The organism is Phenylobacterium sp. (genome assembly GCF_035309685.1).
Taxonomy (GTDB): Bacteria; Pseudomonadota; Alphaproteobacteria; order Caulobacterales; family Caulobacteraceae; genus Phenylobacterium.
In genome coordinates this window covers 75,782-94,847 of the sequence record NZ_DATGEX010000023.1, presented here as the reverse complement: position 1 = coordinate 94,847, position 19,066 = coordinate 75,782, and the positions used below count along the sequence as shown (strand labels likewise).

The 19,066-nt window shown below is 69.3% G+C and carries 21 protein-coding genes; 7 read left to right on the top strand and 14 right to left on the bottom strand.

Translation table 11 applies throughout. The features are described 5' to 3' along the window. The 5 genes from VKQ35_RS07095 to VKQ35_RS07075 all read right to left on the bottom strand — a co-directional run bounded on the left by VKQ35_RS07095 (position 1) and on the right by VKQ35_RS07075 (position 5,394). Complete coding sequence (locus VKQ35_RS07095; protein WP_324359956.1) at positions 1-294, bottom strand: RNA-binding S4 domain-containing protein; 294 nt, start codon at positions 292-294, stop codon at positions 1-3. 79 nt (positions 295-373) lie between these two features. Continuing rightward, complete coding sequence (locus VKQ35_RS07090) at positions 374-2,935, bottom strand: helicase-related protein (protein ID WP_324359954.1); 2,562 nt, start codon at positions 2,933-2,935, stop codon at positions 374-376. A gap of 43 nt (positions 2,936-2,978) precedes the next feature. Next, the gene (gene cdd, locus VKQ35_RS07085; protein ID WP_324359952.1) at positions 2,979-3,395 is read right to left on the bottom strand and encodes a cytidine deaminase; all 417 of its coding nucleotides are present in this window, start codon (positions 3,393-3,395) and stop codon (positions 2,979-2,981) included. Positions 3,396-3,452: 57 nt separating this feature from the next. After that, positions 3,453-4,187: a 5'-methylthioadenosine/S-adenosylhomocysteine nucleosidase gene (gene mtnN / locus VKQ35_RS07080; protein WP_324359950.1), complete on the bottom strand. Its 735-nt coding sequence runs from the start codon at positions 4,185-4,187 to the stop codon at positions 3,453-3,455. Between the two features lie 151 nt (positions 4,188-4,338). Beyond that, the gene (locus tag VKQ35_RS07075; RefSeq protein ID WP_324359948.1) at positions 4,339-5,394 is read right to left on the bottom strand and encodes a glycosyltransferase family 2 protein; all 1,056 of its coding nucleotides are present in this window, start codon (positions 5,392-5,394) and stop codon (positions 4,339-4,341) included. Between the two features lie 192 nt (positions 5,395-5,586). Here VKQ35_RS07075 and rpmB point away from each other — a divergent pair, with 192 nt between their 5' ends. Further along, complete coding sequence (rpmB, locus tag VKQ35_RS07070; RefSeq protein ID WP_324359946.1) at positions 5,587-5,883, top strand: 50S ribosomal protein L28; 297 nt, start codon at positions 5,587-5,589, stop codon at positions 5,881-5,883. 75 nt (positions 5,884-5,958) lie between these two features. Here the strand turns inward: rpmB and VKQ35_RS07065 are convergent, their stop codons facing one another. The 3 genes from VKQ35_RS07065 to VKQ35_RS07055 are packed head-to-tail and all read right to left on the bottom strand — an operon-like array spanning position 5,959 to position 9,430. Continuing rightward, positions 5,959-6,702 (bottom strand): dienelactone hydrolase family protein, encoded by a 744-nt coding sequence (locus VKQ35_RS07065; RefSeq protein WP_324359944.1) that lies wholly within the window; start codon positions 6,700-6,702, stop codon positions 5,959-5,961. A gap of 30 nt (positions 6,703-6,732) precedes the next feature. Further along, the gene (gene cobT / locus VKQ35_RS07060) at positions 6,733-8,682 is read right to left on the bottom strand and encodes a cobaltochelatase subunit CobT (protein ID WP_324359942.1); all 1,950 of its coding nucleotides are present in this window, start codon (positions 8,680-8,682) and stop codon (positions 6,733-6,735) included. A 58-nt stretch (positions 8,683-8,740) separates the two neighbouring features. Next, positions 8,741-9,430, bottom strand: coding sequence for a hypothetical protein (locus VKQ35_RS07055; protein WP_324359940.1), 690 nt, complete (start codon positions 9,428-9,430; stop codon positions 8,741-8,743). 108 nt (positions 9,431-9,538) lie between these two features. Here VKQ35_RS07055 and VKQ35_RS07050 point away from each other — a divergent pair, with 108 nt between their 5' ends. Beyond that, a complete protein-coding gene (locus VKQ35_RS07050) occupies positions 9,539-9,718 on the top strand; it encodes a DUF1328 family protein (protein WP_324359938.1) in 180 nt (59 codons plus the stop codon). Between the two features lie 182 nt (positions 9,719-9,900). Here the strand turns inward: VKQ35_RS07050 and VKQ35_RS07045 are convergent, their stop codons facing one another. After that, positions 9,901-11,088, bottom strand: coding sequence for a DUF3089 domain-containing protein (locus VKQ35_RS07045; RefSeq protein WP_324359936.1), 1,188 nt, complete (start codon positions 11,086-11,088; stop codon positions 9,901-9,903). Positions 11,089-11,213: 125 nt separating this feature from the next. Here VKQ35_RS07045 and VKQ35_RS07040 point away from each other — a divergent pair, with 125 nt between their 5' ends. Both VKQ35_RS07040 and VKQ35_RS07035 read left to right on the top strand, forming a co-directional pair. Next, on the top strand, positions 11,214-11,495 hold the full coding sequence (locus tag VKQ35_RS07040) for a type II toxin-antitoxin system RelE/ParE family toxin (protein WP_324359934.1): 282 nt from the start codon (positions 11,214-11,216) through the stop codon (positions 11,493-11,495). Beyond that, on the top strand, positions 11,470-11,790 hold the full coding sequence (locus VKQ35_RS07035; protein ID WP_324359932.1) for a HigA family addiction module antitoxin: 321 nt from the start codon (positions 11,470-11,472) through the stop codon (positions 11,788-11,790). The genes VKQ35_RS07040 and VKQ35_RS07035 overlap by 26 nt, the downstream gene beginning before the upstream one ends. Before the next feature lie 10 nt (positions 11,791-11,800). Here VKQ35_RS07035 and VKQ35_RS07030 read toward each other — a convergent pair whose 3' ends face one another. Then, on the bottom strand, positions 11,801-11,968 hold the full coding sequence (locus tag VKQ35_RS07030; RefSeq protein WP_324359930.1) for a hypothetical protein: 168 nt from the start codon (positions 11,966-11,968) through the stop codon (positions 11,801-11,803). 16 nt (positions 11,969-11,984) lie between these two features. Beyond that, positions 11,985-12,986 carry a cobaltochelatase subunit CobS gene (cobS, locus tag VKQ35_RS07025; RefSeq protein WP_324359928.1) on the bottom strand — a complete coding sequence of 334 codons (1,002 nt, stop codon included), beginning with the start codon at positions 12,984-12,986 and terminating at the stop codon, positions 11,985-11,987. Between the two features lie 109 nt (positions 12,987-13,095). On the opposite strand from cobS, the gene VKQ35_RS07020 reads away from it, so the two are divergent. Further along, positions 13,096-13,962, top strand: a complete 867-nt coding sequence (locus VKQ35_RS07020) for a TauD/TfdA family dioxygenase (protein WP_324359926.1) — start codon at positions 13,096-13,098, stop codon at positions 13,960-13,962. Positions 13,963-14,130: 168 nt separating this feature from the next. On the opposite strand, the gene VKQ35_RS07015 is transcribed toward VKQ35_RS07020, so the two are convergent. After that, entirely contained in the window at positions 14,131-14,625 is a 495-nt protein-coding gene (locus tag VKQ35_RS07015; protein ID WP_324359924.1) for a hypothetical protein, read from the bottom strand. A gap of 138 nt (positions 14,626-14,763) precedes the next feature. Between VKQ35_RS07015 and VKQ35_RS07010 the strand changes: the two genes are divergently transcribed. Next, positions 14,764-16,605, top strand: coding sequence for a gamma-glutamyltransferase family protein (locus VKQ35_RS07010; RefSeq protein ID WP_324359922.1), 1,842 nt, complete (start codon positions 14,764-14,766; stop codon positions 16,603-16,605). A 4-nt stretch (positions 16,606-16,609) separates the two neighbouring features. On the opposite strand, the gene VKQ35_RS07005 is transcribed toward VKQ35_RS07010, so the two are convergent. Together VKQ35_RS07005 and VKQ35_RS07000 are read right to left on the bottom strand one after the other, a co-directional pair. After that, complete coding sequence (locus VKQ35_RS07005) at positions 16,610-17,095, bottom strand: response regulator (protein WP_324359920.1); 486 nt, start codon at positions 17,093-17,095, stop codon at positions 16,610-16,612. A 136-nt stretch (positions 17,096-17,231) separates the two neighbouring features. Continuing rightward, positions 17,232-18,521: a metal-dependent hydrolase family protein gene (locus VKQ35_RS07000; RefSeq protein ID WP_324359918.1), complete on the bottom strand. Its 1,290-nt coding sequence runs from the start codon at positions 18,519-18,521 to the stop codon at positions 17,232-17,234. 69 nt (positions 18,522-18,590) lie between these two features. On the opposite strand from VKQ35_RS07000, the gene VKQ35_RS06995 reads away from it, so the two are divergent. Continuing rightward, positions 18,591-19,064 carry a helix-turn-helix domain-containing protein gene (locus tag VKQ35_RS06995; RefSeq protein WP_324359916.1) on the top strand — a complete coding sequence of 158 codons (474 nt, stop codon included), beginning with the start codon at positions 18,591-18,593 and terminating at the stop codon, positions 19,062-19,064. Positions 19,065-19,066: the final 2 nt, after the last annotated feature.

Genomic DNA, 19,066 nt, shown 5'->3' with positions numbered 1-19,066 from the left:
TCAGCTTGCCGGCAGCGTCGAGTAGAGCGTTCGCGCCTCTTTCGGCGGCCCGCGGCGTTCGCCGAGCGACTCGATCTTCACCGCGATCAGCTTGCCGCCGAGCGCGAAGACCAGGGCGTCGCCGACCTTCAGCGAGCGCGCCGGCTTGTCGACGCGGTTCTCGTGGCCGGCGCGGGTCAGGCGGATGCGGCCTTCTTCGATGAAGTCGGCGGCCAGGGTGCGGGTCTTGAAGAAGCGGGCGCGCCAGAGCCAGACGTCGGCCCTCGTGGCTTCGGTGGGGGCCGGTTCGCTCATCTTGCTTCGCTCCTGGCGGAGCTTCGCAGGACGGGTCCGGCGCTGGGGGCACGTCCTCCGAAGCCTTGGCGAAGGAGGGTCATGAGCGGCCTTGCGCGGCGCGGCGCCGGCGGCGGGGCCGGCGGGCGGGCGCGGGCTCCCCCTGCAGGGCGGCCAGCGCCGCGAACGGCGAGTTGGGGGCGACGATGGGACGATGTTCCACGGCGAAGTCACGCTCAGCGCGACGCCGCCAGGCGGTGGCCTCGCCGGCGCGCTTGATCGCAGCATAGCCCAGGCCCTTGAGGATTTCGCGGGCCTCGTCCGGGCTCCAACCGAGCTCCTCGCGGGCGGCGTCGGAGAACAGCACGCCGCCGCCCTGCCTGACGCCGGCCCGCAGCAACTCGTCCAGCCGCTCCAGCTGCTCCACCGGCACGGCCCAGGCCTTCACCGCCCGCAGGCCGAAGGCGGAGAGCGCGCGCGGCGAGGGCGTCTGGGGCGGCAGGCGGCTCGGCTTGTAGCCCACCGGCCGCCAGCCCGGTGCGTCACGGCCGGCCAGCGCCTGCGTCAGCAGCCGCGCGTCCGGCCGCAACAGGCTCGGCATATAGACGCTGAACGCCCCGAGCTTGACGCCGAGGCCCCGCAGCATGCGCCGTTCCACCTGACTTAGCGCCCGGGCCTCGGCGCGGACCTGGGCGCGGTCCAGCACGCCGCCGGCCTCGATCAGCCGGAAGGCGAGGCCGCGGGCCAGGCCCTTGATCCTGCCGTCGGCGACCGCGGCCTCGAGCTTGCGAAGCCCGCTGAGGCGCCGTCCCGCCTCGCCGGCGACGAAGGCCTCCAGCCGATGCGCCGCCCGCTGGCGCGCCGCCTCGTGGCCAAGCTCCCCCAGCAGCCGCACGCGGGGCCGGAAGGGCTCGCCGCCGGCCAGCACGCCCGCCGCCTCGCCCTGCCACAGCACCACGCCGTCCGGCGTCAGCGCGAACGCCTCGTCGGGCTCCGCCGCCAGCTTGCCGAGGCGCCGCGCGATCTCCGGCCCGACCGCATGGGTCGCCGCGGCCCGCAGCGCCTTTTCCTCCAGGACCGACGAGCCCTGCGCCGCCTCGAACCGCACGCCGGTCAGCCGGCCGACGAAATGACCCTCGACGGTCACCGCGCCGTCGGCGCCGACCCCGGCCAGCATGTCCTCGCGCACCCGAAGACCGCGCATCAGCGCGCTGGTCCGCCGGTCGACGAACCGGGCCATCAGCTTCTCGTGCAGGGTGTCGGAGAGCCTGTCCTCCAGCCCCCTCATCTTCCCCTGCCAACCACTTGGGTCGGCCAGCCAGTCCGGCCGGTTGGCCACATAGGCCAGCGTGCGGACGCTGGAGAGACGCTGCGCCAGCGTGTCGATCTCGCCGTCGGTGCGGTCGAGCTGGCCGTACTGCCTGGCGATCCAATCCTCCGGAATCCGCCCCCTATTTGTGCTGTGGGGGCCGGTGGTCAGGTGGAGGAAGAATTCCTTGGCCAGGGCCAGGTGCTCGTCGAGCGCCAGCTTGCGGAAGTCCGGCGTCTGGCAGCATTCCCAGAGCCGCTCGATCGCCGCGCGGCCTTTCGCGCGGTCGGCGATCAGCGGGTCCTGGGCGAGGTGACGCAGGGTGGTCTCGTCCAGCGCCTCGGCCGACAGCTTCAGCCCCTCGCGGTCCGGCGTCTTGGCCAAGGACTTCAGCAGGCCCGGCAGGGAGCCGAAGTCGAGCCTGGAGTTGCGCCATTCCGCCCCGGTGACCGGCTCGAAGCGGTGCTCCTCGACGGCCAGCACCAGGTCCTCGTCCATGTCGTCGGCCTCGCCGGTGACCCCGAAGGTCCCGTCGCGCTGATAGCGGCCGGCGCGCCCGGCGATCTGGCCGACCTCCTGCGGATAGAGGAAGCGCGTCCGCTTGCCGTCGAACTTGGTGAGGCCGGCGAAGGCCACATGGTCGACGTCCATGTTGAGGCCCATGCCGATGGCGTCGGTGGCCACCAGGAAGTCGACCTCGCCCGACTGGTAGAGCGCCACCTGGGCGTTGCGGGTGCGGGGCGAGAGCGAGCCCATCACCACCGCTGCGCCGCCCCGCTGGCGGCGGATCAGCTCGGCGATGGCGTAGACCTGGTCGGCGCTGAAGGCGACGACGGCGCTGCGCCGGGGCAGGCGGGTGAGCTTCTTCGGCCCCGCGTAGGTCAGCGAACTGAACCGCTCCCGCGTGATGATCTCGGCGTGCGGCAGCAGGCGGCGCACCAAGGGCGCCATGGTTCCTGCGCCCAGCAGCATGGTCTCCGCCGTCCCCCGCGCATGCAGCAGGCGGTGGGTGAAGACGTGGCCGCGCTCCGGGTCGGCGCAGAGCTGGATCTCGTCGACCGCCAGGAACTCGACCTCGCGGCTGAGTGGCATGGCTTCGACCGTGCAGACGAAATAGTGCGGCCGCGGCGGGACGATCTTCTCCTCGCCGGTGATCAGGGCCACCGAACGGGCGCCGCGCAGCTTGACGATGCGGTCGTAGATCTCGCGGGCCAGCAGGCGCAGCGGCAGGCCGATCATGCCCGACGCGTGGCCCAGCATCCGTTCGACCGCCAGGTGCGTCTTGCCGGTGTTGGTGGGGCCGAGCACGGCCACCAGCCGGGGAGGGGCCACGCCTGTGGTGCGGTCGCTCATGTGCTTGAACTTGGGGTCCCCAGCGGAGTCGGGCAAGCGGCAGTTAGACGCGGTGGCCGGCTCCAGGTTCCAGGCGGAAGCCCAGAGGCAGCAATTGCTCGATTGTCCGGCGCGCAAGCTCGCCATCGGGCGAGACGGCGACGATCTCGCAGCCGTCCTGCGCGAACTCGAAGATCTTCTGGCGGCAGCCGCCGCAGGGCCAGACGGTTTCGGGCAAGGAGGAGGCCACATAGACGCAGCTGATCCGCGTGGAGCCCTGGGTCACCGCCGCGGAGATGGCGCTGGCCTCGGCGCAGAGGCCCTGCGGATAGGCGGCGTTCTCGACGTTGACGCCATAGCAGACGCGCCCGTCGGTGGTTTCGACCGCACAGCTCACATGGACGCCGGAATAGGGCGCGTGCGCATTGGGCAGCAGGCGTTGCAGTTCGGCGACGATCGCGCGGGTGTTGGCTCGGCTCATGAAGGGGGTGCGTCCCGGAAGCCTGTGGGACGAAGAACTCTAGGGCGGGGCGTTGCGTCAGTCCATCGCGGCGAGGATCGCCAGGAGGTCCAGCACGCAGAGCGCCGAGTTGTGCGCCGCCATCTGGGCCATCTGCGGATAGGTCAGGTGGCTCTCCTCGCCGGCCAGGTCCGAGAGGGTGCGGATGACGTAGAGTGGAACGTCCCAGGCCTGCGCGACCTGGTTCACCGCGCCGGACTCCATGTCGATGGCCTGGGCGGCGAAGCGGGCGTGCAGGGCCTCGCGGGTCTCGGCGCAGTTCAGGAAATAGTCGGCGGTGACGATGCCGCCCAGCCGCACCGGGGCTTCCACCTGGCCGGCCAGAACCTCAGCCAGGCGCCGCAGGGTTTCGCGGACCGCGGCTGGGACCGGCGATAGAAAGGCGAGCTCCGGCGCGCCGAGCGGCACGAGACCCGACTCCGTGGAGGTCAGCCGCCCGTTCGCCATCACCCCGTAGTCGTGGATCGCCAGCCGGTCGGCCAGCAGCACCGCGCCCACCGGCAGCTCAGGATCGAGGCCGCCGGCCACGCCGCAGAAGATCAGCCGGGTGGCGCCAAAGACGCTCAGTAGCAGGGTGGCCGCGGCCGCGGCGTTGACCTTGCCGATGCCGGCCTGGGCCAGCGCCAGCGGCTCGCCCTCGAAGCGGCCGCGCCAGACCCGTGTCGGCCCATGCCGTTCCGGCTCGGCGTCCACGTCCAGCCGGGCGCGGAGCGCGGCGATCTCCTCGACGGTGGCGCACAGGATGCCGAACACGACTTGGCCTGAAAGAGGATGGCTAACGACTTGGCGCGGTTGGGCGGGAACAGGGGCAAAACGAATCGGGACCGAATCAGCTATCGCGCCAGATTCAGCCTTTGTTCACCGCAACATATTGTATCTCAACGAGCTTCGACCACAAGGCCATTTAACCCTGCGCGCGCAGGCGCTGGGCGAGGGCGGCGTATTCGGCGGCCTTCTGCGGGTCGCCCAGGGTCTCGTGGAAGATCGCCAGGTTGTGCGCCGCCATGTGGCCGCCGCAGCCGTAGACCGCGCCCTCCAGATCGGGACGCTCGCCGATTTCCAGGCAGCGCTTCCAGGCGGATTCGGCGATCGGCAGGAAATGCTCCTTGGCCATGCTCGGGGCCTCGCCGGCGGCTTCCAGGTAGATGTGCCCGACGATGAAATAGAAGTCGGGCGAGTCCTCGAAGTTGGCGACCTCGGCGTCGGCGAGCGTCAGCGCCTCGGCCAGCTGCCCGTTGGCCTTCAGCATCATCAGGGTGCGCACCACCAGGGGATGGCGGTAGCCGGCGTCGGGCGGCGCGAGCCGCAGCGCCTCGGTGAAGCAGAAAGCGGCCTGCGGATGGCGCTGGCGGGCCTGGTGCTCCTTGGCGAGCTGGAACCAGAGATAGGGGTCGTCGGGCGTCGCCTCGAGTTCGCGCATCAAGAGGGTCTCGTTGCGCGCGCCTTTGCGGTCCAGGTTCTCGGCGGTGTAGCCGTCGTGGCCGATCTCCAAGGGCAGGGGCCGCTGGGGCAGGTCGCTGACCGGCTGCTCGTGGATTCGGCCGGCATAGCGCACGCCGCGCGGCAGAACGCGCGCGATCCAGGCCTGGCTGGCCGCGCCCGGCTGATCGTCGATCAGGCTGCGGACCCGGATGGCGCCCAGGAAGCCACCGCCGCCGGGCGGCAGGACCTCGGCGCTCAGGCCGTCGGTCCCACGGTCCAGCCATTCGTCGGCGTCGAGGATGAGGTTCCAGTCCGCGTCGGAATGGTTGAGCGCGGCGTTACGCGCCGCGGCGAAATCGTCGCACCAGACGAACTCGTGGACCTCCGCCCCAGCGGCGCGGGCGATCTCGCGCGTGGCGTCGGTCGAGCCGGTGTCGAGCACGATCATCCGGTCGACGTGGGCGCGGGCGCTTGTCAGCGCGCGGGCGATCGAGCGCGCCTCGTCGCGGGCGATCATCACCAGGGCCAGCCGGGTCACCTGCCTCGTCCTCCACTCATCCTCGTGCGCCCGTCCGTGTATAGGGAGGGTCGCCGCCTGAGGGAAACTTCGCCAGGGCGGGCTCGAATTGGCCGCCTTACCTTGACGTGGAGGCCGCCCTTCCTCTATATCGCCCGCTCTCGCGCGGGGCCCGCCCCGCTGCGTCCCTATTCTCGCGAAGGTTTTCGTCCCATGTCGCGTCGTTGCGAACTCACCGGTGTCGGCCCGATGGTCGGCCACAATGTGAGCCACTCGAACATCAAGACCAAGCGCCGCTTCCTGCCCGCGCTGTCGCCCGCGACCCTGCAGTCGGACGCGCTGGGCCAGTCCTATCGCCTGCGCATCACCAATGCGGCGCTGCGGACGCTGGATTTCCGCGGCGGGCTCGACGCCTTCCTGCTGAAGGCCGGCGACGACGAGCTGTCGCCCAAGGCCCTGAAGATCAAGCGCCAGGTGAAGGCCAAGCTTGCCGAGCAAGCCGCCGCCTGACCCGCGCTGAACGAGGTGTCGTTCCGAGGAGGGCCGCTGGCGACAGCGGCCCTTTTTCGTGCCCGATAGTCCGGGCTACTTCAGCACGCTGTCGAACAGCGCGACCAGCTCGATCCAATGCCGCTCGGCCGCGTCCTTGTCGTAGACCGGCATGTCGGTGGGCACCCAGCCGTGCCGGGCGCCTTTCCAGATGGAGACCTGCGCGTCGACGCCGGCGGACTTGAGCGCCGCGTCCAGCCGTTCGCACTGGGCCTCGTCGAAGCTGCGGTCCTCATCGGCCCCGGCGATCAGCAGCTTGGCGGTGATCTTGGGCGCCAGGTTGTGCGGGCTGTCCTCGGCGTCCGTGGCGAGGTTGCCGCCGTGGAAGGAGGCGGCCGCGGCGATCCGATCGGGGAAGGTCCCGGCGGCGCGCAGCGCTATGCCGCCGCCCATGCAATAGCCGGTGACCCCGACCTTGCCGGGCTTGGCCTGCGGCTGCGTCGTCAGCCAGTCGAGGTAGGCCTTGGTGTCCGCCATCTGCTTTTCGGCGTCGGTGGAGGCGCGAAGCTTCGCGAACAGCGCGCCCATCTCCGGGTCGCCGGCGCGGGCCTTGACGATATCCAGCGGCGGATAGGGCCCGGCGCGCCAGAAGACGTCGGGCAACAGGACGTAGTAGCCCGCCTGCGCCAACCGCTCGCCCATCTCGAACATCGCCGGGCGGATCGCCGGCGCGTCCATGTAGAGGATCGCCGCGGGCCAGGGGCCGTCGCCACTGTCGGGGGTGAAGACGAAGGCCCGGGCGTCGCCGTCAGGCATAGAAATGGAAACGTCGGTCTTCATCGGACTGCTCCCGTAGAGATGTTGTCGGTGTCAGGCGACCGCGCGGCGCACTTCCTTGAAGGTCGACCGCTTCGCGGGGCCTGAGGGGCCCTGGGTGTTCGGCGGCGGCGCCAGCAGGTTGGCGTTGCGACGGGTGACCGCGCGCGGCTCCTCCTCGAAGAGCTCGGCCAGCTGATCGGTGATGGCGCCGGCCAGCTGCTCCACGTCGACGATGGTGACGGCGCGGCGGTAGTAGCGGGTGACGTCGTGGCCGATGCCGATGGCGATCAGCTGCACCGGGCTCTTGGCCTCGATCTCGCCGATCACCTCGCGCAGGTGTCGTTCCAGGTAATGGCCGGAGTTCACGCTCAGCGTAGAGTCGTCCACCGGCGCCCCGTCGGAGATCACCATCAGGATGCGCCGCGCTTCCGGGCGGCCGATCAGCCGCTGGTGCGCGCACATCAGGGCCTCGCCGTCGATGTTCTCCTTGAGCAGGCCCTCGCGCATCATAAGGCCGAGGTTGCGCCGGGCGCGCCGCCAGGGGGCGTCGGCGGCCTTGTAGATGATGTGGCGCAGGTCGTTCAGGCGGCCGGGTTGCGGCGGCTTGCCGGCCTTCAGCCAGTCCTCTCGGCTCGAGCCGCCCTTCCAGGCCCGCGTCGTGAAGCCGAGGATTTCGGTCTTGACCCCGCAGCGCTCCAGGGTGCGCGCCAGGATGTCGGCGCAGACGGCGGCCACCATGATCGGCCGGCCCCGCATGGAGCCGGAGTTGTCGATCAGGATCGAGACCACGGTGTCGCGGAACTCGGTGTCCTGCTCTTCCTTGAAGCTGAGCGGCGCGGTCGGGTCGACGATCACCCGGGTCAGGCGCGCCACGTCGAGGATGCCTTCCTCCAGGTCGAAGGACCAGGAGCGGTTCTGCTGGGCGAGCAGCTTGCGCTGCAGGCGATTGGCGAGCCGGCTGACGACGTTCGAGAGGCTGGCCAGCTGCTGGTCGAGGTAGGCGCGAAGCCTGGTCAGCTCCTCGGCGTCGCACAGCTCCTCGGCGGCGACGATCTCGTCGTGGGCGGTGGTGAAGACCTTGTAGGTGACGACCTTGCCCTCGCCCTTCAGGTCGGGGCGCGCGGGCTGCTCGCCGTCGCCCATGTCGGGCGGCTCGTCGCTGTCCTCGGCGTCGGGGTCGTCCTCGGCCTGCATCATCTGGGAGTCGGCGTCCTCGCTTTCGCGGTGGGTCGCGTCGTTCTCGTCCATCGAGGCCTGCTGCGGGGACTTGCCCTCGCCATCGCCTTCCTCGTTGTCCTCGCTGGCGTCGGGTTCGCCCTCTTCGCTGGAGCCGTCCTCGTCGTCCGGCTGTTCCGGGGCGTCGGACATGTCCTCGCCCATCTTCAGGTCGCGGATGATGGCGCGGGCGATGCGGGCGAAGGCCTTCTGGTCCTGGACGGCCTCGGTCAGGCGGTCGAGGTCGGCGCCGGCCTTGGCCTCGATCTCGTCGCGGAACAGGTTGACGAGCGGCTGCGCCATGGCCGGCGGCTTGTCGCCGGTCAGCCGCTCGCGGACCATCAGGGAGACGATGTCGGCGTAGGGCGGATTGGCCAGCGCCTCGACCTGGTTGAAGGCGCGCTTCGCCCAGGCCTGCTCGTGCACCGCCTTGAGGTTCTCGCGCACGCCGCCGAGCGCATTGGCGCCGATCGCCTCGAGCCTCGCCTGTTCGATGCCGTCATAGATCGGCTGGCCCTGGACGGTGTTGGGCCGCGCCTTGGCGTGGGCGGCCGGGTCGTGGTGGGCGATGCGCAGCGCCATCTGGTCGGCGAAGCCGCGGATCCGGGCGGCGTCGATGCTGGTCAGGTCGCGGGGCGGATGGGGCAGCACCGCGCGGTTGCCGGAAAGCTGCGGGCCCTCGCCGGAATAGACGATCTCCAGGTCCGGCGACTCGGCCAGCGAGCGCGTCGCGTTGACCAGCGCGCGCTTGAAGGGCTCCAGCGGACTTTCCGGGTTCTTGGCCATGTTGGGTCGTCTTAGAACAGCCGAGGCCTCGCGTGAAACAGGGATTCGAACCGGTGGCTCAGCCGGCCAGCCGTTCGTAGATGTGCAGGCGGTCGCAGACGCCCGGGAACTGCGGGATCGTCACCGTCTCCAGCGGGCGGAAGGCCTGCGCCAGGACACCCCGCAGGGTCTCGTCGCCGGTGAGGGTTCCACGGTCGTCGAGGATCAGGGCGGCGCGCCGGCCGGGGGCGAGGCCCAAGATCGCCTCCGCCGCCCAGGGCTCCCCCTCGCTGGGCCAGCTGCAGAAGAGGTCGCGGTCGGGGTATTTGCGCACCGCCTCCAGAGCGCCGAGCTGTTCGACCGCCCCGCGGTCGGCCACCGCGAAGCCGTACTTCGTGTCGCCGGCGGCCAGATCGGTGGCGATCATGTCGTGGCCGGCCGCCCGGAGCAGGGCCGTCCAACAGCCCGCGCCCGCGCCCACCTCGACGATCGGGCTCAGCCGGCGCAGGGCGGCGACAGCTTCCGCGCAGGGAATGGCGAACCCCCACTCGCGCACGAAGGCCTTGCGGGCCAGCCGCAGGTTGGCGGCTTCGGGCGCGTCCGTGTCGTCGGGGCCCGCGAACCCGCGCGACCGCAGGTCGGCCGCGGGGGGCGCGACGCCGCTCGCCACCCACTCGGCCATGCCGGCGAGCGGGCTGGCCGCCAGCAGGTCGGCCTGCATCCGCTCGTAGATGACGCGGGCCTGGGCGATGACGTCGGATTCGTCCATGCGCCGATCCTAGCAGAGGCGCGTCGCCGCGGCCTCGGAACGCCACGGCCAAGGCTGCGTTTGGCTCCCAGGTCCCGCGACCCGCGGGCGTTTCTAGGAGAGAGCGTCATGCTCAAGTGGGCTTTGATCTTCGCCATTGTCGCGCTCATCGCCGGAGCCCTGGGCTTTGGCGGGATCGCGGGCGCGGCGGCCGGCGTCGCCAAGATCCTGTTCTTCCTGTTCGCGATCGGCTTCCTGATCTTCGTGGCGCTGGGCGTCATGGCCGGCAAGAAGATCGCCGGCGACTAGCCACCGCCGCCTCCGGCGAGGGGCTTGCTCGGGGACTAACATCCCTCCTCTTCAGGGGAGGGACAGACGGCGAAGCCGTCAGGGTGGGGAAGTGTGGGTCAGCGTGCCGAGTCGGCGCTCCGGCCCGCCATTCCCCACCCGTCTCGTTTCACTCGACACCCTCCCCTGAAGGGGAGGGATGATCATTTCTTCTTCGCCAGCCAGGCCTTGCTCTCCTGGCCGACCACCTCGACCAGGTTGCCCATCATCAGGTTGGCGTCGATCAGGTGCAGGCCCCAGTCCTCGCTGATCTTGCCGTTCGCGCCGACCACGTCGCCCTCGATGGTTTCGGTGCGCGGGCCGCCCGGCACGGCGTTGATGTGCACCTCCAGATAGGAGAAGCCGTTCTTGTTGACGCACTCGCCGGTCAGGAGGCCGGGGACCGAGATGAACGGCGTCGTCGGGTTGGGCTTGCCCTTCACCCACACCGTCTTGGGCATGGCCGCGCCACTGATCGGCGGGCTGTTCGACAGATAGGCGTGCAGCTCGCCCTTGCCGCCGCCCAGCGCCGCGGCGTTCTCGCAGGCCGCCACCTGATCGTCGTTCGGCGCCTTGCCGAAGCGGCTGTTGGCGGGCGGCGGGATGGTGTCGCGGAAGCTGGAATAGGCGATCACGCAGCCGGTCTGGCTGGGCGACTTGCACTGCGGGATGGTCTTGAAGAGCCCGGTCTCCTTGCCCTTGTCGATCGGCAGGCGGGTGCCCATCAAAAGCGCCGAGACCAGCTTGGCCTGCACCGGCTTGCCGTCGATCTCCTTGCTGATCAGCTGGGTCAGCACGCCGGAGCCCTGGGAATGGCCGATCAGCACGACGCCGCGGCCGTGGTTCTCGTGCTCGAGGTAATAGTTCCAGGCGTCGAGCACGTCGTTGTAGCCGACCTGCCGCGAGGCGGGGTCGCGCGCGCCCGGCACGACCTGGCCGGCGATCCCGGCCCGCAGCGCGGTCAGCGTGAACTGGCGGTACATCGGCGCATAGATCCGGCACTTCGATCCGAACCGCGCGAGCTGCGCCTTCACGACGTTCAGCTCCTCCGGCCCGATGTTCATGGTGCTGACCGCGCCCGGATCGTTGGAGACGGTCGGATAGACGTAGAAGCAGTCGATCGGCGCCTTGGGATCGGCCTTGAATTTCTCGACGCTCTCGCTGCCGTCGGCCTTCACCACCGTGGTGGTCAGGTCGATGGCGCAGGCGTCGCCGGGCTTGCCGGTCCAGCACAGCCAGTTGGCCTTGTTGGCGTAGTCGTTCTTCGGATAGGTCGCCTGGGCGTGGGCGCCCGCGCCCGCCATGGCGATCGTCGCGCCAAGCGCCAGCGCGCCGAGCATTTTCCTGGTCATCAGATCCCCCTCAAAATTGTTGGTCAGTTGTGCCTAGAGGATCGCGCGCCTCAGGAGGGGGGTCCAGCCCAATGTTGCGAGCAAACTTTGTTGACGTATAACGTTATGCGTTATATCTATCGTTCATGATCCGCAGCTTCCGAGACCGGGAAACTGAACGGGTCTGGGGCGGCGAACGGTCCCGCCGGCTGCCACCCGACATTCAGGACGCCGCGCTTCGGAAACTGCGGATTCTCAACCAGGCGCGCCGTTTGGACGATCTGCGGGTCCCGCCGGGAAATCGCTTGGAAGCGTTGAGTGGAAACCGGCGCGGCCAGCACTCGGTGCGGATCAATCAGCAATGGCGGATTTGCTTCCGCTGGAACGATGGACACTGCGAAGATGTCGAAATCTGCGACTATCACTGATGACGCGAACTGGCTCGCGAACCCGACGCCGGGAGATATCCTGATGGAGGAGTTCCTCAAGCCGATCGGCCTCAGCCAGACGGCCTTGGCCCGTGCCATCGGCGTGTCGCCCCGGCGGATCAACGAGATCGTCCTCGGCAAGCGCGCGGTGACAGCCGACACCGATCTGCGCCTGTCCCGCTATTGGGGCATCAGCGATGGCTTCTGGCTCGGCTTGCAGGCCGACCATGATCTGATGCAACGTCGTCGCGAGCTTGGGGTGGCGCTCGAGAAGATCGCGCCGCGCGCGGCTTGAGGCCTTAGCCCTAATCCTCGCCTTCGAGCTCTTCCATCAGGTCGTTGAAGACGCCGATCACCTCGTCGAGCTGTTCCGCGCTGGTCGCGAACTCGACGACATCGCCGTCGTCGTCCGTCAGCCTCAGCACGAAATCGTTCGCCCGGACTTCGATCGAGAACTTGGCGAGCTGCTTCATCGCTGAAGGGGCGCCCCTAAGCCACCCGCACCCGCGCCGTGCTCTCCGGCAGGTCGGTCCCGAACGCCCGCTGGAAGAACTCCGCGACCGTGCCGCGCTCCAGCTCGTCGCACTTGTTGAGGAAGGTCATCCGGAAGCCCAGCGCGATGTCGCCGCCGAAGATCTCGGCGTTCTGGGCCCAGGTGATCACGGTCCGCGGGCTCATGACCGTGGAGATGTCGCCGTTCATGAAGGCGTTGCGGGTCATGTCGGCGACGCGGACCATGGCGGCGATGGTGCGCTTGCCGTCGGCGGTGTTGTAGGTCGGCGCCTTGGCCAGCACGATCTCGGCTTCCACGTCATGGGCCAGGTAGTTCAGGGTCGTGACGATCGACCAGCGGTCCATCTGGCCTTGGTTGATCTGCTGGGTGCCGTGATAGAGCCCGGTCGTGTCGCCAAGGCCGATGGTGTTGGTGGTGGAGAACAGCCGGAACCAGGGGTTCGGGCGGATCACCCGGTTCTGGTCGAGCAGGGTCAGCTTGCCCTGCGCCTCCAGCACCCGCTGGATCACGAACATAACGTCCGGGCGGCCGGCGTCATACTCGTCGAAGACCAGGGCGATCGGCCGCTGGATCGCCCAGGGCAGCATGCCTTCGCGGAATTCGGTGACCTGCTTGCCGTCCTTCAGGACGATGGCGTCCTTGCCGACCAGGTCGATGCGGCTCACGTGGCTGTCGAGGTTCACCCGCACCAGCGGCCAGTTCAGCCGCGCCGCCACCTGCTCGATGTGCGTCGACTTGCCGGTGCCGTGATAGCCCTGGACCATCACCCGGCGGTCGTGGGCGAAGCCGGCGAGCAGCGCGCGCGTGGTTTCGGGATCGAACACATAGTTCGGATCGAAGTCGGGGACGTGGGCGTCCCGTTCCTTGAAGGCCGGCGCCTTGAAGTCGAAATCGACGCCAAAGGTCTCGCGCGCGTTGACCTCGTGGTCGGGGACCAGCGTCAGCAACTTGTCGTCTTGGATGTCGAAAGCGGTCATGGTGCGGTCCGATTACAGGCTTGCCGGGACGGAGGCAAACGGGTGTTTCTAAGGGCCGCGCGCCCGCGAGCGGCGTGAGGAGCCGAGGCCACACCTCAAGGTGACAAGCATGGACGCCGTACTGGACTATCGAACGATCGAGGTGACGCCGCAGCCCACCGGTTTCGGCGCCCTGATCACCGGTCCCGACCTTAGCCGGCCGTTGCCGGAGGCCGTGCTGGAGGAGGTGAAGGCGGCCTGGGCGCGCCACGGGGTGGTGGCCTTTCCCGACCAGCCGCTCAGCCTGGAAGCCCAGGAGGCGTTCACGCAAGCGATGGGGGGCTTCGGTCACGACCCCTACATCAAGCCGATGGCGGGCCATCCCAACGTGCTGGAGCTGCGCCGCGAGCCGGACGAGAAAGCCACCAACTTCGGCGCCGGCTGGCACTCCGATTGGAGCTTCCAGGCGGCGCCGCCGGCCGCCACCATCCTGCATTCCAAGGTCGTCCCGCCGGTGGGCGGCGACACCCTGTTCGTCGACGCGGCGCGGGCCTACGAGGCCCTATCGCCGGTGATGCAGGCGATGCTCGCGCCCCTGCAGGCCGTGCATTCGGCGCGGCAGTCCTACGGGACCAAGGGCGTCTTCGCCAAGGACACCGCCAAGCGGACCATGGAGATCATCGTCTCCGAAGAGGCCGACGGCTCATTGACCCACCCGCTGGTCCGCACCCATCCGGTGACGGGCCGCAAGGCGCTATTCGTCTCGCCGGTCTACACGGTCGGCGTCGAGGGCATGACGCCGGAGGAGGCCAAGGCGATCCTCTCGTTCCTGTTCGCCCACCTGACCCAGGACAGGTTCATCTACCGCCATAAGTGGCGCGAGCAGATGCTGCTGATGTGGGACAACCGCTGCACCATGCACTTCGCCGAAGGCGGCTACGACGGCCACCTGCGGTTGATGCACCGGACGACCGTGGCAGGGGATGTGCCGAGGTGAGCGGTGTCCTCCTCCCCTTGTGGGAGGAGGTGTCAGCGAAGCTGACGGAGGTGGGGTTTTGCTTCGCCGTCCGCGCGATACTACGTTTCGGTCAGAGCTGGGGCTTCTGAGAGACCCCACCTCCGACCTGCTGCGCAGGCCACCTCCTCCCACAAGGGGAGGAGGACGCTACTTTTTGCGCGGCGCCGGTTTCTTGGCCGCCGGGGCCTTCTTCGCGGGCGCCGTCTTTGCCGCCGGCGCCGAGCCGGTCTTGCAGGTCGCCGCGTGGATCTGGGCGGTGAGGTCGTTGTTGACCTTGATCAGGCGGTGGACGTCGTCCTGGATCTTGAGCAGCGCCTCGGCGTCCTTGTAGGTCTGCAGCGCCTGTTTGTCGGAGGCCGCGGCCGCGACTTTCTGGCCGACCATGATCACCGAGAGCAGCACCAGTTGCAGGAAGGTCTGGGCGATCCAGGCGACCAGCGCCGCCGTCCCTGCCTTGATCGCCTCGGGCAGGCTGATCAGCGCCAGGATGGTGAAGGCATAGGCGCACCACATCGTGCCCACCGCGTTCGTGATCACAACCGCGATCTTGCCGTTGATGCTTTCCAGCTCGGCCTTGGTGGTGTGCGGCCCTGCCTTGGTCCGCTCAGCGATCCGCTCGTTCGGTGTGTGCTCGACAGTCATTCGCCCATGCCCGTTTTTTGAGTTCGGAAATCGTCGGTCAGGCTTAGGGCCGCCTCGGGGGAGCGTCAACGAAGCCGCCCGGTTGCGGAGGGACTACACCTGGGCCAGGGTCGCGCCGCGGTGACGGGGAGCGTAGCGATGGTAAGGACGGCTTGGCGGCGCGCGGTCGCCTTGGGACTCGGGCTGGCGGCGGTGTTCGGGGGCTCTGTGCTGGCCCAGACGAGTTCCGCACCCCTGTTCTCCACCTGCGGCAAGGGCGACATGGCGCCAGCGTGCCACGCGATCCGCGGCGACCGCGCCTCGGGCTGGGCGGCCCAGTCCCGGGCCGAGGTCTTCGCCCGTCACGGCATGGTCACCACCAGCCAGCCGCTGGCCGCGCAGGCCGGGCTCGAGGTGCTGAGGAACGGCGGCAACGCGGTCGACGCCGCGGTGGCGACCGCGGCGGTGCTGAGCGTGGTCGAGCCGATGAACGTGGGCGTCGGCGGCGACCTCTTCGCGATCGTCTACGTCGCCAAAGAGCACAAACTCTACGCGCTCAACGCCAGCGGGATGGCGCCCAGCGGCGCGACCCCGGAGCATTTCGCGAGCCTCGGCTACCACGCCGACCCGAAGAACTGGGGGACCGGCTCGGGCATGCCGCAGGGCGGCATCCTGCCGGTGACGGTGCCGGGGACCGTCTGGGGCTGGGACGCCATGCTCAAGCGCTTCGGCACGCGGCCGCTGAAGGCCATGCTGGCGCCCGCCGCGGCCTATGCCGAGGAAGGCTTCCCGGTCAGCGAGCGCATCGCCGACGACTGGCGCCTGCTGAACGCGCTCCCCACGGTCGGCTGCTGCAAGACGCTGGACCCGGACTCGGTGGCGGTCTGGTACCCGGGCGGCAAGCCGCCGGTCGCGGGGCAGATCTTCCGCAATCCCGGTCTCGCCAAGACCCTGCGCCTGATCCAGGCCCAGGGCCCGGACGCCTTCTACCGGGGCGAGATCGCCCAGGCGATCGTCGCCAAGTCCGCCGCGCTCGGCGGGACCATGACCGCCGCCGACCTCGCCGCCTACAAGGGCGAATGGGTCGAGCCGGTGCACACCAGCTATCACGGCCACGAGGTCTATGAGCTGCCGCCGCCGTCGCAGGACTGGGGCGCGCTGGTGATGGTCAACGTGCTGGAGCAGTGCCTGCCGGTCTGGGCGCCTGGCCAGACGCTGGCCCGCCTTGGCCCGCGCAGCCCGCTCTACTGGCACCTGATGGTCGAGGCCAAGAAGCTGGCCTACGCCGACCTCATCGCCTTCAACGCCGACCCGGATTTCGTGAAGGTGCCGATCGAGCGGCTGCTGTCCAAGGCCCACGCCAGGGAACTGTGCGCAAAGGTCGACCCGAGGCGGGCGTCATCGACCGGACCGGCTGGCGAGGCGGACGGCGCCGGCGACACCATCGTGCTGTCGACCGCCGATGAGGCCGGCAACATGGTCTCCTGGGTCAATTCCAACTTCTCCGGCTTCGGCTCGGGCCTGACGGTGCCCGGCTACGGCTTCGTGCTGCACAACCGCGGCGGCCTGTTCAGCCTCGACCCGAAGTCGCCCAATGTGATCGCGCCGCACAAGCGCCCCTACAACACGCTCGCCGCCGGCTTCGTCATGGATGGCGACCAGCCGCTGATGAGCCTCCTGCTGATGGGCGGCGACATGCAGGCCCAGGGCCACGGCCAGGCGCTGGTCAACATCTTCGACCTGGGCGCCAACCTGCAGATGGCCACCGACATGGCCCGCTTCCGCCACACCCAGGTGCCCAACCGCCTGGTGTTGGAGCGTCCGCTCTATGACGCGGTCGGCAAGGAGCTGGAGGCCATGGGCCACAGGCTCGGCCCGCCGGACAGCGGCGCCATGGGCGGCTTCCAGTCGATCGCCGTGACCTCGCCCGGCGACAAGGCCAAGCGGGTCTACCGCGCCGGCTCCGACCACCGGAAGGATGGCCAGGCGGCGGGGTTTTAGCGGGCTAGAGCTCGATCTGGTTTGCGGCCCGGGCCGCGGCCTTCGCGGGCCGGCGAGACATGAACCGCCGCGCGGCCAGGCCCTCGGTCAGCCGCTTGGCGAAGGCCCCGACGGTGAAGGGCTTGGAGAGGAACCCGTCCGCCCCGACCACGCCGGCCTCCATGACCCGCGCCTCGGTGGCGTGGGACGAGACAATGATCGCCGCCGCATTGGCGATCTTCGGTTCCGGCGCGCTGCGGATCAGCCTCACGAACTCGAGGCCGTCCTCGCCGTCCATCTCGATGTCGACGAACATCACGTCGATGGCGTGGGACCTCAGGATCATCAGGCCTTCGGAGCACGTGCCGGTGCGATAGATGCGCCGCACACCCAGGCCGCGCAGAACTTCAGAAATCAACGTCCGCGTGTTGGCATTGTCATCCAATACCAGAACGGCAAGGTCCTGCAAGTTCAGGTAGTTGCTGATCGCCTGATTTGCTTGCGGATACATCGTAGAGTTGCGTGTCCGTTACTTGGAGTGCGACGAATGCGCACGGTCTAGGTTGAGCCCCCTAACGGTTGCCTAACAACGTTCGTCCAGCGGCAAGAAAAATTCTGTGAAAAGCCCTGGCTCGCAAGACCTTGCCTCACGGCTGCCGATAGACCTTGCCGCCCTTCATCACGAAGCCGACGGCCTTCAGCGCCGCGATGTCCTTTGTCGGATCGCCCTGGAAGGCGGCGAGATCGGCGACATAGCCGGCCTTCACCTCGCCCATCGAAAGCGCGCGGCCGAGGATCTGGGCGTTGGTCTTCGTCGCTGCGGTCAGCGCCTGGATGGGGGTCATGCCGTCCTTCACCATCCATGCGAGCTCGCGCCAGCTTTCGCCGTGCGGGAAGACCCCCACGTCGGAGCCCGCGCCGATGATCACGTCGGCCGCCAGCGCCCGCTTGAAGGCGCCCGCCGCGGCCGTCATGCCGGCCGTCGGCGGCGACTGGCCGGGGACATAGTGCTGGAAGTAGATCGAGGTCGCTTCCGGCGCGGTCAGGGTCGGGACGTAGGCGACGCCCTTCTCCCGCATCAGTTTGAAAGTGCCATCGGTCGCGCCATAGCCGTGCTCGATGGTGTCGACGCCGGCCAGGACGGCGTTGCGGATGCCCTCGTCGCTGGCGGCGTGGACGGCGACCGGGCGGCCCGAGGCGTGGGCGACCTTCACGGCGGCGGCCATCTCCGCCTCGGTGAGGGTGGGTTTGGTCTCGCCGTTCGGGCCGGTGCGGTAGTCGGCGTAGAGCTTGATCCAGTCGGCGCCCATGGCCGTCTGTTCGCGCACCGCCTTCATCATCTCCGCCTCGCCGGAGACCTCCTGGGCGCCCTGCGGCAGGTCCATGTCGGCGCGGAAGCCCTTCTTGGGGCCGTAGGAGCCGGTGGCGACGATGGCGCGGGTGGCGACGAACAGGCGGGGCCCCGCGACGATGCCTTCGTCGATGGCGCGCTTCAGCTGCACGTCGGCGTCCGCGGCGCCCTCGGTCCCCAGGTCCCGCTCGGTGGTGAAGCCGCTCATCAGGGTCCGCGTCGCGTCGCGGCCGGCCCGCAGCACGCGGTAGGTCGGCGGCTCCTTCAGCACCTGATCGTCCCAGACCACCTCGTTGTAGGCGTGCAGCAACAGGTGCGAGTGCAGCTCGATCAGGCCCGGGATCAGGGTCTGGCCGGGGAGGGCGATGACCTGGGCCCCCGCGGGCGCCTTGACCTCGGCCTTGGGCCCGACGCCGACGATCTTGCCGCCGTCGACCGCGACGACCCAGCCCGTATGCGCCGCCGCCTCGCCCGGCGTCCACACCGCCGCCGGCTCCAGGAGATAGCGGCTCGGCTCCACAGCCCCGACTGTGGAGGCCGCGAGCATGGCCGCGGCGGCGATGGTCCCCAATAGGGCTGTTTTCACTGCGTTTGACTCCTCAATAGGGAGTGATAGAGAGCAATAAGGAACAACACCCTCGGAGCCCCGACTCCCATGTCGGAAGAAGTCTACACGGTCGAGCAGTTCGCTGAACGGCTGAAGCTGCACCCCAAGACCGTGCTGCGGTTCATCAAGGACGGCCGCCTGCGGGCGGTGAAGGTGGGCAAGTCCTACCGCATCCTGCGCACCGAGATGGAAGCGACCATGACCGGGGTCTCGCCGGAGCTCGCGCTGGGCGCAGCCGAGGCCTTCCGGCGCGCCGCCGTCAACCGCACCGAAGCCGGCCGCGTCCGCGTCGGCGCGCGGGTCACCAGCATCGTCGACCTACCGGGCGTCGAGCCGCAGGCCGCCGAGCGGCTGGCCCGCATGCTGCCCGCCGCGCGCACCGGCCAGACCGCGCACCCCGAGCCGATGAGCCTCGACGTCGCCTACGATCCGGTCACCCGCAATCTGAAGGTGATCGTCGTCGGCTCGCCCGCCGACACCGCGGCGATGCTGAAGATGATCGACGTCCTGAGCGAGGACTGACC

Excerpts from the sequence above, each read along its gene's own strand:
- VKQ35_RS07005 (WP_324359920.1), bottom strand. The coding sequence starts at position 17,095 with ATGTATCCGCAAGCAAATCAGGCGATCAGCAACTACCTGAACTTGCAG.
- VKQ35_RS07065 (WP_324359944.1), bottom strand. The coding sequence starts at position 6,702 with ATGAAGACCGACGTTTCCATTTCTATGCCTGACGGCGACGCCCGGGCC.
- VKQ35_RS07050 (WP_324359938.1), top strand. The coding sequence starts at position 9,539 with ATGCTCAAGTGGGCTTTGATCTTCGCCATTGTCGCGCTCATCGCCGGA.
- cobS (WP_324359928.1), bottom strand. The coding sequence starts at position 12,986 with ATGACCGCTTTCGACATCCAAGACGACAAGTTGCTGACGCTGGTCCCC.
- VKQ35_RS07040 (WP_324359934.1), top strand. The coding sequence starts at position 11,214 with ATGATCCGCAGCTTCCGAGACCGGGAAACTGAACGGGTCTGGGGCGGC.
- VKQ35_RS07090 (WP_324359954.1), bottom strand. The coding sequence starts at position 2,935 with ATGAGCGACCGCACCACAGGCGTGGCCCCTCCCCGGCTGGTGGCCGTG.
- VKQ35_RS07035 (WP_324359932.1), top strand. The coding sequence starts at position 11,470 with ATGTCGAAATCTGCGACTATCACTGATGACGCGAACTGGCTCGCGAAC.
- VKQ35_RS07020 (WP_324359926.1), top strand. The coding sequence starts at position 13,096 with ATGGACGCCGTACTGGACTATCGAACGATCGAGGTGACGCCGCAGCCC.
- VKQ35_RS07095 (WP_324359956.1), bottom strand. The coding sequence starts at position 294 with ATGAGCGAACCGGCCCCCACCGAAGCCACGAGGGCCGACGTCTGGCTC.
- cobT (WP_324359942.1), bottom strand. The coding sequence starts at position 8,682 with ATGGCCAAGAACCCGGAAAGTCCGCTGGAGCCCTTCAAGCGCGCGCTG.
- rpmB (WP_324359946.1), top strand. The coding sequence starts at position 5,587 with ATGTCGCGTCGTTGCGAACTCACCGGTGTCGGCCCGATGGTCGGCCAC.
- VKQ35_RS07015 (WP_324359924.1), bottom strand. The coding sequence starts at position 14,625 with ATGACTGTCGAGCACACACCGAACGAGCGGATCGCTGAGCGGACCAAG.
- VKQ35_RS07045 (WP_324359936.1), bottom strand. The coding sequence starts at position 11,088 with ATGACCAGGAAAATGCTCGGCGCGCTGGCGCTTGGCGCGACGATCGCC.
- VKQ35_RS06995 (WP_324359916.1), top strand. The coding sequence starts at position 18,591 with ATGTCGGAAGAAGTCTACACGGTCGAGCAGTTCGCTGAACGGCTGAAG.
- cdd (WP_324359952.1), bottom strand. The coding sequence starts at position 3,395 with ATGAGCCGAGCCAACACCCGCGCGATCGTCGCCGAACTGCAACGCCTG.
- VKQ35_RS07030 (WP_324359930.1), bottom strand. The coding sequence starts at position 11,968 with ATGAAGCAGCTCGCCAAGTTCTCGATCGAAGTCCGGGCGAACGATTTC.
- VKQ35_RS07055 (WP_324359940.1), bottom strand. The coding sequence starts at position 9,430 with ATGGACGAATCCGACGTCATCGCCCAGGCCCGCGTCATCTACGAGCGG.
- VKQ35_RS07010 (WP_324359922.1), top strand. The coding sequence starts at position 14,764 with ATGGTAAGGACGGCTTGGCGGCGCGCGGTCGCCTTGGGACTCGGGCTG.